This is a genomic window from Streptomyces sp. NPDC050549, assembly GCF_040655035.1.
In the GTDB taxonomy this organism is placed as follows: Bacteria; Actinomycetota; Actinomycetes; order Streptomycetales; family Streptomycetaceae; genus Streptomyces.
The window spans coordinates 20,368-31,408 of sequence record NZ_JBFAJD010000056.1 but is presented as its reverse complement, the minus strand read 5'-3'; the positions used below and the strand labels follow the sequence as shown (position 1 = coordinate 31,408).

Annotated in this window: 7 protein-coding genes and 2 pseudogenes; 3 read left to right on the top strand and 6 right to left on the bottom strand. The window is 68.5% G+C overall.

Translation table 11 applies throughout. The features are described 5' to 3' along the window. The 4 genes and pseudogenes from AB0I51_RS43895 to AB0I51_RS43880 form a co-directional block, all read right to left on the bottom strand. Nucleotides 1-387, bottom strand: a pseudogene (locus tag AB0I51_RS43895) (phosphatase PAP2 family protein); the annotation flags it as partial. 436 nt (nt 388-823) lie between these two features. Continuing rightward, nucleotides 824-1,090, bottom strand: coding sequence for a hypothetical protein (locus AB0I51_RS43890; RefSeq protein WP_362984385.1), 267 nt, complete (start codon nt 1,088-1,090; stop codon nt 824-826). A gap of 342 nt (nt 1,091-1,432) precedes the next feature. Then, nucleotides 1,433-1,798, bottom strand: coding sequence for a VOC family protein (locus AB0I51_RS43885; RefSeq protein WP_362984383.1), 366 nt, complete (start codon nt 1,796-1,798; stop codon nt 1,433-1,435). A gap of 685 nt (nt 1,799-2,483) precedes the next feature. Beyond that, a complete protein-coding gene (locus tag AB0I51_RS43880; RefSeq protein WP_362984381.1) occupies nt 2,484-4,970 on the bottom strand; it encodes a transglycosylase domain-containing protein in 2,487 nt (828 codons plus the stop codon). Between the two features lie 765 nt (nt 4,971-5,735). On the opposite strand from AB0I51_RS43880, the pseudogene AB0I51_RS43875 reads away from it, so the two are divergent. Together AB0I51_RS43875 and AB0I51_RS43870 are read left to right on the top strand one after the other, a co-directional pair. After that, nucleotides 5,736-6,083: pseudogene (locus AB0I51_RS43875) on the top strand (metal-transporting ATPase); the annotation flags it as partial. Nucleotides 6,084-6,105: 22 nt separating this feature from the next. Continuing rightward, nucleotides 6,106-6,300, top strand: a complete 195-nt coding sequence (locus tag AB0I51_RS43870) for a hypothetical protein (RefSeq protein ID WP_362984379.1) — start codon at nt 6,106-6,108, stop codon at nt 6,298-6,300. A gap of 197 nt (nt 6,301-6,497) precedes the next feature. On the opposite strand, the gene AB0I51_RS43865 is transcribed toward AB0I51_RS43870, so the two are convergent. Together AB0I51_RS43865 and AB0I51_RS43860 are read right to left on the bottom strand one after the other, a co-directional pair. After that, nucleotides 6,498-9,635 carry a peptidoglycan recognition family protein gene (locus tag AB0I51_RS43865; RefSeq protein ID WP_362984377.1) on the bottom strand — a complete coding sequence of 1,046 codons (3,138 nt, stop codon included), beginning with the start codon at nt 9,633-9,635 and terminating at the stop codon, nt 6,498-6,500. Between the two features lie 246 nt (nt 9,636-9,881). Further along, a complete protein-coding gene (locus AB0I51_RS43860; RefSeq protein WP_362984375.1) occupies nt 9,882-10,322 on the bottom strand; it encodes a hypothetical protein in 441 nt (146 codons plus the stop codon). A 258-nt stretch (nt 10,323-10,580) separates the two neighbouring features. Between AB0I51_RS43860 and AB0I51_RS43855 the strand changes: the two genes are divergently transcribed. Beyond that, nucleotides 10,581-11,030, top strand: a complete 450-nt coding sequence (locus tag AB0I51_RS43855; RefSeq protein ID WP_362984373.1) for a hypothetical protein — start codon at nt 10,581-10,583, stop codon at nt 11,028-11,030. The last annotated feature ends 11 nt before the right edge of the window (nt 11,031-11,041 follow it).

Genomic DNA, 11,041 nt, shown 5'->3' with positions numbered 1-11,041 from the left:
CGCCTCTGCGGAGGGGGGGGTTTATCATCCGGGGGGGGGGGGTGGAGTGGTTGTGGCTTCGTCGGCCGACGAAGCCACAGCCAGACCAGGACGGCGGGCGTCACCAGATAGTGCAGTGAGGCGTACGCGAAGTCGGCGGGCACCCCCAGGAAGGCGTGGTGCGCGAAAAGCTGGTTGAACCAGCGCTCCGGGTCCAGGTGCAGCAGTTGCTCGTCGTGCAGGATGTCGGCGCCGTGGCCGATGGCGTTGCCCACCTCGCCTCTGACCAGCAGACGCGCGCGCCCCGGAATACACGGTGTAGACGGCGTCTATGAGCGGCAGTTCGGACCACCAGCGAAGCCGGCCGCGGTAAGCCGCGGCACGTAGCGCGGTGGTGTTGATCGTCATGCGGGCGTGTCTCCTGATTCTCCGAAGGCAGCGGGGCGGCGGTCATGGAGTGGGCGCACTTGTCGCGGCTGCACCGGCAGGGATATGAGCACCAAACACATAGCTGTCAGAACATGTTGACTGCCGAATATATCGGTAACCGAAGAGATTCGGTGCTGGCACCCCGCCCGTTCGTATTCGTCACCCCTTCGTTTCGCTTTCCGCTCCTACATCCACCGCCGTCTGCACGCGGCAGGCTCACAGATCCGGCGCGGGAGAGTCGTCGCCCTCGGCATGGGCCATGTCGTGCGACTCGGGCCCGGCACGCCGACCCTGGCCAAGATGGCCGAGGATGACGCACCGGACGGCACAGCCGCTCACCCAGTGCTGCAGGGGTGGGAAGTCCGTGGGGCGCGCCTGCGGGAGTGGTGTAGCCATACGGACCACGTCGCCGCGCTCAGAGCCGTGACTCCCCCGGGCTGCCATGGCCTGTGAAGAGCCGCGGCACATCGGCCGAGACGGCCCCGCCTCCCCCGCGTACCGGCGCGGCCGGCAGTTCGCACACCACTCCGGCCGCCACCAGACCCACAGCCGCGAAGGGGACCAGCCGCCAGCCCCCGTGCTCGCCCCAGCCGAGACCGACGACCAGTCCGGCTGCCGCCAGAGCCCCCACCAAGACCAGCACGCCGTCCCCCAGCCAGGTCCACCACTGCCGTCTTCTCATATCGGCAATTCTTCCCGCGCCACAAGAAGGGGGTGGTCAAGAATGAACCTCGATGTCCGGATGCCCGAGAGGGCGGGCACATCCGACGGCCGGTGCCAAGCGAGGGCGTACGTCGGTTTGCTCATTCGGCCCTGTAGCGCAAGTTGATCATCATCGTGCCGTCGAGCCCCAACACCCACTGAAACTCGACAGATCTCCGGTACGCACGCGGGCACGGCCACCGATCCGCTGAGTCCTTCCACACCACGCCCTCACCGGCGCGGCTGTCCTCGGATACGGTCACCCGCGTGGCGCCAGAGCGGCCGCCCCACCGGATGTCCACGCCTGAGGCTTCCACGGATCTCAGGCGTCCTGGGGCTGGTACAGGCCGAAGGCTGAACCCTGGTCGTCCCGGCACAGCCGGAACCATCCCCGGGCAGTCACGGACGCCGGCTCCTCTTCCTCCCAGAACGGGTAGTCGTCGACGGTGCCACCCAGTTCGAGGACCTGGTGCACGGCCGCATCCAGATCGTCCACGCAGAAGAAGAGATACGGGGAGGCGCCGGCGTCCGCGCCATGCACTCCGCCCGGCACTCCGCGGGTGCTGATCGTGAAGCCGACACCTGCCGGCGCCGGCTGAAAGGTCCAGCCGAACAGCGCCCCATAAAAGGTACGGGCTCGCTCGGGGTCCTGAACACCGAGCTCAAAGAAGGCCGGTTCACCTGCCATGACGCCCCTCCTGCCGTTCCACGGTAGCCGCGAGTAGCAGTCACCCTACCTATGTGAGCGGTTTCATAGCGGCTTCGCGCGGGGCGGTCCGGACGGACCGCGCCGAGCAACTCACGTCGGCCGCTCCCCGCGGCGACGCCCACCGGCACGGAGGGGAACTGCGAGGCATCGGTGGCCACGGCGGTGTTCTGCATCGGCGATGGTCATGGCCGGTGTTCGGCCAGAGGGCGCCGCCAGTTCGATTGTGCTGCGTACGCGTTCACTCTGGCCCTGTACGCCTTGATCCCGGTGGTGGCTCGTGCAACGGGGTGAATGGCTCAAGGTCCCGATGGGCTCCGACAGTCGCTCCCTCAATTTCTCCATCATGTAGGAGATTCGGCTGGTGATGCCCGCCGCGATGGGGCGTGGCCTCGTTCTGCGCACGGCACCGCCGGGGCCCGAGCTCTCCAGCCGACCGACTGACCGCGCACGGATTCCTGGTCGACCGGCACGACCTCCTCTTGCTGCCCGCGCGGTCCGGCACGCTGACGTCGGTGTTGTCGGTACGGCTGCGCAAGCCCGGTCGCCGCAGTTCCTGCTTACCGCGCTGACGTGGGATCGCCGACAGGCCGCGTTGAACGACAGACCGGCTCCCCCGCTGACGGTTGCCGGGCATGTCGTGCCGGACGGTCCCGGTCGGACCGCCTTACGGATGCCGGCCGGGGCCGCTGAAGCTGGGAGTAGGCGTGGGTGTGGGCGTGGGTGAGGTGCTTTGGGTGGCGCCGCCGGTGGTGCCACCGAGCAGCCCGCCGTCGCCGGTGCCGCCGGTGATGGTGCCCGAGGTGTCCGTGGGCGTCGGGCTCGGGCAGTCCTTCTTCGGGTGGCACGTTCCGGCGGAGGGGCTCGGCGTGACCGGTGCTGTCGGGGTGCTCGCGGTGGGAGAGGGAGTGGGCGAGGGGGCGCCGTATTCGTCGGTGCTCTGGCCCAGTTGGGGTGCGGGCGGGAACTGCTGGACGGGCTGTCCCTGGAGGGCGGCGGTCATGTAGCCGGTCCACACCTCGGTGGGCATGTCGGCGCCGAAGACCTTGGCGTAGCCGCCGACGCCCTGCATCGACTGCAGGCCCGCGTTCTTCGGGTCCTCCTTGAACATGGCGACGGATGTGACCAGCTGCGGGGTGTAGCCGATGAACCAGGCGGACTTGTAGTCGTCGGTGGTGCCGGTCTTGCCGGCCACAGGGCGGCCCAGCGCCTGGGCGTTGGTGCCCGTTCCGTGCTTGACGACGTCCTGCAGGACGTCGGTGACGGTGTCGGCGGTCGAGGCGGGCATGGCCGTGGTGCCCTTGGGCTTGTCGAAGCCGGGGAACGGTTGGCCGTCGGCGATGACCTTGGTCACCGAGTAGGGCTCGTGCTGGACGCCGCCGGCGTCGAAGGTGGCGTAGGCGTCGGCCATGCGGATCGCCGAGGGGGTGGAGGTGCCGATGTAGAAGCCGGGGGTGTCGTACTGCAGGCTCTTGCGCAGCAGGCCCGCCCTGAGGGCCTCGTTCTCCACGTTGTCGTAGCCGACGTACTCGCCGAGCTGGACGTAGGGGGTGTTGACCGACTGCTCCATGGCCTTGCGCAGTGTGATGTAACCCCATTTCGTGGGGACGTCGTTGCGCTGGTGAAGGAGTCCCGTGGGGTCGCCCGGGTCCGGCACCTGTTGGCCCTGCTGGTTCTTGATGGTGATGCCGTCGTCACCGTTGAACTTGGAGTCGGGCGTGATCGGTGAGGCCGGCTGGCCCGGGGAGAGCACGGCTCCGTGGTCGAGGGCGGCGGCCAGATCGACGGGCTTGAAGGTCGAGCCGACCGGCACACCGGTGGCGTCGGCGTTGTCGGTCCAGTGGCCCTTGTTCCAGCCCGCTCCGCCGTACAGGGCCACGACCGCGCCGGTCGACGGGTCGATCGACGCCGCGCCGACCTGGACGTTCTTGTCGGCCGAGCGGTGCTTGGGATCGAGGTGCTTCATCGCCATCGCAGCCACCGACGCCGACAGCGCGTTCACCTTCTTCTTGTCGAAAGTGGTGTAGATCTGATAGCCACCGCGGCCGAACTGCTGCTCGGTGATCGACGAGTGGGCCTCGACGTACTTCTTCGCGGCGTCCACCAGATAACCGGTCTGCCCCGACATCCCCGCCGACGCCGTGTACGGCTTGGGCGTGGGGAACCCTGCGGCCAGGTACTGCTGTTCCTGGGCGTCGGTGATCTTGTGGATCTTGGCCATGCGCTCCAGGACGTACGTCCAGCGCGCCTTGGCCTGGGTCTTGGCCTGCGGGTCGGTGTCGGCGTGCATCAGCAGGCTCGGCTCGTTGACCGTGGCGGCGATGAACGCGCCCTGGCTGACGGTCAGCTGGGAGGCGTGCTCGTGGTAGTAAGCGCGGGCTGCGGCTTCGATGCCGTAGGCGTCCCGCCCGTAGTAGCAGCTGTTGAGATAGCCCTGAAGGATCTGCTGTTTGGACAGCTGGCTGCCGATCTTCAGGGAGATCATGATCTCCCTCAGCTTGCGGGTGACCGACTGGTTCTGGCTGAGGTAGGTGTTCTTCACGAACTGCTGGGTGATCGTCGACCCGGACTGCACCTCCCCGCCCGTGGCCATGTGGTAGACGGCACGGAGCATGCCCTGCGTGTCGACGCCGGGGTCGGTGTAGAAGGTGGCGTTCTCCGCGGCGAGGAAGTCCCACTGCGCCAGTTTCGGCACCTGGGCGAGGTCGACGTTCTGCCGGTTGGTCTGCCCCTGGGTGGCCATCACCGAGCCGTCGGACCAGTAGTAGGTGTTGCTCTGCTGCTGGGTGCTGGGGTTCGCGCTCGGGATGGTCGTGGTGGCGTAGGCGTACCCGAACAGGCCCAGCACGCCGCCGGAGAACAGCAGGAAGGTGCCGAGCAGCTGCTTCCACGAGGGCAGCCAACGCCGAAGGCCACGCTTGTCCGCCCGCGGGTAATCGATGAGGCGGCCCCGGCTGGAACGTGCCGCACTCGCACGCCGCGTGGCCGCCCGGCCGGAGTGCCCGGCACCTGCAGGACGCGTGTCCGCAGCGCGGCGGCCCCGCCCACCCCCGGCCCGGGCAGCCCTGCGCGCCTCGGCACGGCCGCCGTACGGCACACCCTCCGAGCCGGACGGCGCGGTCCTCCCCGACGATCGGCGCCGGTGTTCACTCATACTCGCCACTCCTCAGCCAGGCACACGCCCGCCCGCCGTTCCGAAACCGACCGCCCCGCCGTGATACACAAAGGGCCTGGCCTGGGGCCCACTGACGCTCCCGGCGATTACTACAAGTTGTAAGAGTAATTCGTGCTCGTCATGCGTCGGCAACCGCCTCTGGTCAAAGCCCCACGGCGCACAGGTCCCGGTGTGGTGCGCGCAGGGGACGGACGGAATGCCCGCTCATGGCGCACGCCGACAGCGGCGAGCAGACCGACCGCAGGGCAAGCGGGGGCTGGAGGCTGAGGTCATTTCCGTCCTGTGGAGTGCCGGGGAGCCGATGACCACGGGTGCCGCCCGGATTGCCGCCGCGCCGGGGCCCACTGGTCGTGGCCAGCTTGTTGTGGGCACCCATTGCCTGCAGCGGGCGCGACCGGCGTTCCGGCCGGGCAGGTGATCAGGGACGGGGGCAGGAGCGCCCGTCAGCCGCACCTGCCTTCGCAGTCAGTGCCGTCAATCACCGTCGTCGGCGCCCAGAGTGTCATTGCGGGTGCGGCGCCTCGGGACCAAGTCCGGGGGCAGGCAACAGCTGTGCGTTGGCGCAGCCCCGTCGAGCTGGGTGAGAAACCAGGGCAGGCCGGTGTGCCGACGGCTGGGGGTTTGTCGTCGGCGAGGGCGGCGGAGTTGTTGGCCGAGGAGGGACCGAACACGGTGCAGGAGCGAGAGGTGGGCTTGGCGGCGCGGGTTGTGGGGAAGCTGTGGGTGCCGGTGCCGGTGCCGCGGATGCTGGAGGCCACTGTGGCTTTGGAGTTGGTCCTGGGCAAGTGGCTGGATGCTGGGATTGTGGCGGCCGTGCTGGTGCTGAACACCGCTCTGGGGCTGGCGCAGGAGGGGCGGGCGCAGGCGGCGGTGGCGCTGCTGCGCAAGCGGCTGGCGGTCGACGCCCAGGTGTGCCGGGACGGGGCGTGGGCGTTGCAGCCCGCGGCGGCGCTGGTGCCCGGCGATCTGGCGTATGTGCGGGTCGGTGATCCGGTGCCCGCTGACCTGCGGCTGGAGCAGGGAGCGGTGCTGGTCGATCAGTCCACGCTGACCGGCAAGTCGGCGCCGGTGGGGCGGGGAGCCGGGGAAGCCCTGTATTCGGGGGGCGACAGTGGTGCGCGGCGAGGCCACCGGGCAGGTCACCGCCACCGGCGCCCGGACCTACTTCGGGCGCACCGCGAAGCTGGTCGGCACCTCCCGGGCGGCCGGTCATCTGGCCGGGGTGGTGCTGCGCCTGGTGCGGGTGTTCATCGCGGTCGGCCTGGTGCTGGCCGCCGTCGGCAGCGCCCACCTGGCAGCCTCGCCATGAGGGGTCCGACATTCCGGCGATCTCGCGTCGGTCGTGGTTCCGGACGCTGCTCACGCCGGGCCCTTGCGGGCCATGTAGCTCGAACCGGACAGCGTCCCAGGCGGGCGTGAGCCGATGCCGCAGTTTCCGCCCGCTGGCGGTGAGTGGTGGTGGGGCGGGGATGCTGCCGCTCCTGGGTCGGCAGCACCCCGCCGGGCTCATCCGGTGAAGTAGCCGGCCAGGTCCGCAATCAGGTCGACGTTCCCGGCATGGTTGTAAAAGTTGATCTTGCCGTTGGTGATGGGGACGACGACGAGGTTGGGGATGGTCTTGCCTGCCGTGAAGTTGAGGTTGGAGCCGGGATTCGGCCTGGAGACTCCGTTGGGATAGACCGTGACGTAACTGGTGGTGGTCGGGTTGACCGCGGTGACGTTGAGCACGACGGCCGTGGCGTTCACCGGCACGCCGTTGTGGCCGCCGACGGTCAGGGTGACGGTGGCGTCGGCCCCGACGGTCCCCTGGCGGACGCCGGTGCCGTTGCGGGTGTCCATGACCCGGACCGGTCCCGCGTTGTGCTCGACGGAGCCGGTGGCGCTGAAGTAGCCGGTGATGTCGGCGATCAGGTCGACGCTCCCGGCGTTGTTGTAGAAGTCGACCTTGCCGTTGGTGACGGGGACGACGACGAGGTTGGGGAACGTCTCGTTGGCCCAGAAGTTGAGGTTGGAGGCGCTCGTCCGGGTGGTTCCGTCGGGGTAGACGGTGACGTAACTGCTCTTTGTCGCTCTCGTAGCCGTCACGTTCATCACCACCGCGGTGACGCCGCTGGTGGGCAGCCCTGCCTTGCCGGCGACCTGGAGGGTGACAGTGCCGCCGGGGCCGACCTTGGCCTGGGGGACGCCCGTGCCGTTGCGGGTGTCCATGAGCCGCGTCGGGGTGATGCTGGTGAGCTTGGAACCGCTTCCGTCACTGGTGTAGTAGCCGGTGATGTCGGCGATCAGGTCCACGCTTCCGGCGCGGTTGTAGAAGTTGACCTTGCCGTTGGTGACGGGCACCGTCACCAGGTTCGGAAACGTCTTGCCCGCAGGGAAGTTGAGGTTGGACGCGCTGGTGCGGGTGGTTCCGTTGGGGTAGACCGTGACGTAACTGCTGGTCGTCGCGTTTGTCGCCGTCACGTTCATGATGACGCCGGTAACGCCGCTGGTGGGCACTCCGACCTTGCCGGTGACCTGGAGGGTGACCGTGCTGTCGGGGCCGACCTTGGCCCTGGTCACGCCGGTGCCGTTGCGGGTGTCCATGATCCGTGTGGGGGTGACGGGCTTGAACGTGCCGGTCGGCGGGACCACCGGGTCGGTCAGTGTTACGTCGCTCGCCTTCACGTAGGCGATGCGGTGGTTGTAGCGGATCGGGTAGTAGGTCGTGTTCCCCGAGACCAGCACACAGTCCGGACTGCCCGAGCAGTTGATGTCCTCGGCGTAGTAGAAGTCGCCGTTCACCGCCGACAGCGCGGTGTAGGACTGCCCCGGCTGGATGGTCGCGTGGTCCAGCGGGGTCAGCTGCTGGTTCGGATCGGAGGCCAGGGTGCTCAGGTCGGAGGGATAGGCCGAGGTCTCCGGGTAGGCACGGCCGTACACCGCAACGGCCGACGCCCCGGCCGGGGTGATCAGGTGCTGCGCCGTGCCGGTGTTCGCCATGGTGTAGGCGCCGCCGGGATTGTAGAACCACGCCTCCTGGCCGTCGTACCAGATGGCCGTCCAGTCGTCCTGCACCGAGGCGACCACGAAGGTCTGGCCGAAGGCTGCCTTGTCCGTCCAGTCCCAGCCCAGGGTGGTTCCGGTGGGCTTGCCGTCCGCCGTGAACTTCGGGTCCGTGATCAGCGCCGCCGTGGAAGACGGGCTGGTGCGCAGATAGACGAAGTTGGCGGGGTTGGCGGGACAGGTGGTGGTGGACGAACCGCACCCGGTGAGGGTCGGCTCGTAACTGCTGCTCCAGGACGGGGTGATGGTGACCTCGCCGCCGGCCACGGGCATGCCGTCGCCGTTGGGGGAGGCGCCCAGCAGCGACAGGTAGTGGCTCCAGTTCCACCATGGTCCGGGGTCCCAGTGCATGCCCTCGTAGTACGCGCTGAGGGGGCCGGGGACGTCGTCGTGGCCGATGATGTGCTCGCGGTCGAGCGGGATGCCGAACTGCTGGGCGAGGTAGCCGACCAGCGCCACAGAGGACTGGTACTCCTGCTCGGTGTACCAGCTGCCGTAGTCCAGCGCGTAGCCCTCGTGCTCGATGCCGATCGAGTGGTCGTTGACGTACTTGTTGCCGGCGTGCCAGGCGATGTCCTTGGTCGGCACCATCTGGGTGACCGAGCCGTCGGCGCCGATCACGTAGTGGGCGCTGGCGTACGTCGACGGCTGCTGAAACGAGCTGATCGCGGAGGCCGCGGTGCTCTCGGTGTCGTGGATGACGATGGTGTTGATCGCGTCACCGTCCGAGGGGCGGTTCGCGAGGTCGTAATTGCCGTAGTCGCTCTGGTCGCTGCTGCTGTTGAGCGCGTACGCGGCGGGAGTAAACGTGCAGGCCAGAGTGGAGGGGCATTCCGGTGCCGGGATGGTCGTGCCGGAGGTCGTGAAGGACGCCTGGCGGATCGCGGGTTTCAGGTCGGGACTCACCGCGACCGGTCTGTGCACCGTCACCGAGGGGTCGGCGGGCAGCGTCACCTCCTGGTTGTCTGTGGTGACCCGGTGGGCACCGACGCGGACGGTCGCGAACACGCGGTCGGCGAACTGCTCGGCGACCTGGGAGCGGGCGGACTGACTGAGGCGGGCTACCGCCGGGTACCACCGCCCGGGATCGGACGGCAGGGAGTCGGCCGACGCGCGCTCGTAGGAGGCGAGCAGTGCGGCGGCACCGCGTATGTTCTGCCGCATCGAGGTGCGCAGCGACTCCTGGGACGCCTTGACCATCGAGGCAGCGGTGTCGAGGGTGCGCATCGCCGGGGTGACCCGCTGCGACGGGGACGTCTCGCTCGGCGTGGACGTGCCGGCCTTGGCGGAGTGGTGGCGCAGCGCCCTGGGGTCGTCGCCGTACCCGTGCGTCGCCGATTCGCTGTCCCGCCCCGGCTTCAGGTCGGCCGCACTGACCGAGGTAAGACCCATGACGTTGTAGTTGCCGGTGACCGAGGGCCGGCCGTCGTGCGACTCCCACAGTGTCATCTGGTAGGAGACGGCCATCAGCACCCTGGCCGGCACATGGAACTCTGCGGCGGCCGACGTGAAATCCGCCTGGAGCGTGTGCGCGGGGCGCCCGCTGGGCGCGGAAGTGGCGCTCTTGTCCCCGCCCGCTCCCAGGGCCGTCGTTGCGACCACCCCTGCCACGAGTCCTCCGATGGCGAGCCCGCTCGCCACGCCGAGCCACAGCTTCTTCCGAGATCTTCGATGTTTCGAAAGCAAGAAAATACCTCAATCGGGTCAATAAAAGACGTCAACACACAAAGAGGGCAGACCGACGGGGTGGATCCGCTGGAGTGGTGCCAGGTGTCACATCTGTGGATCGGGCAACCATGGGAAGCGTTTTCGGCCCTCGTTTGTACTGCGCCAACAGGCGGGTGAACATCACGCCAACGGCGAATGGAGCCAATCGTCGAGGCGTGGGCCGCCACCCGTCAGCGCGTCGCCGCCAACCCCGCAGCGAACCGCGGCACGTCCGCCCGGCGCTGCACTGGAAACGTCACCTTGAGGTCCTTCTCCTGGCCCGCCACCGACAGCTGCGTGATGTTCCGCAGCCCCAGGAACGCCTTCCTCAAGCTGCCCGCCGGAGGATGGCCGGGGCAGGTTCAGCATCACCTTGCCCGGTCTGCCACCCCGGTCGCCGTCGAAGAGGAGCAGGCGCTGGTCGGTCATGACGATGTACAGCGGGCGAGGCGTGACCGTGGCCATGACCGTGCCCGCACTGACGACACCGACCGCCTCCGCCGTGAGCGCCTGCTTGCGTACGGAGACCGAGCCGACGCCCGCCAGGGAGGTGAACTCCACCTGCTCGCCCTGGAGCAGCAAGGGGGCTGCGGTTTCCAGCAGTTGGCGGGTGCGGCGGGAATTGAGGGCCCTGAGGGCTCCGAGGGCGTGAAGAGGGCAGGCGGAGAGAGCGGCCCACGGCCACAGGCGGGCAGAAGGTGCGCAAAACACGGACATCAGGTGAGCAACAGGTGTCCGAACAGTGGGGCAACAGTCAAGCCGTACCCCTGCTTTGGCCAGTCCCGAGCCGCGTATCGCCCGGCGGCCCCACTGTCACCGTCCTCACTTAGGATCCGCCGCATGTCGCACCCTTCATCCCTGCCGCCTCCCAATTTCGAGCTCGCTTCGGCCTTCCCCGAGGCCGCCTGGCTGCGGCAGGCCGCCGCTGTGTCGGACTGGGCGGCGATCCGGAAGTATGTCGACGGCCTGCCGTACGGGACGGACTGCAGCTTCGCCGTCCGTGTACTTTCCGAGGTGGACGGGATCGAGGAGTGGCTGCGTCCCCTCGTCGATGCCGCTCGCGACGACGTACTCGCCCTTACCGAGCTTGGCGCCCGCGAGGTGCGCATCGGCTGGAAGATTCGGACATCGGCGTACGCCAAGGATGTCAAACGGGAGCAGTGCGCCGGGCTGCACGCGCACCTGCGGCAGACCGAACAGCTGCTGATCCAGGCGACCCGACGTGCCAGTCAAGGGATCCGCCGCCCTCAGAATATTTGCTGCGCCTTGGGTGAATCTTGTGATGAGTGAGGGGAATGGTT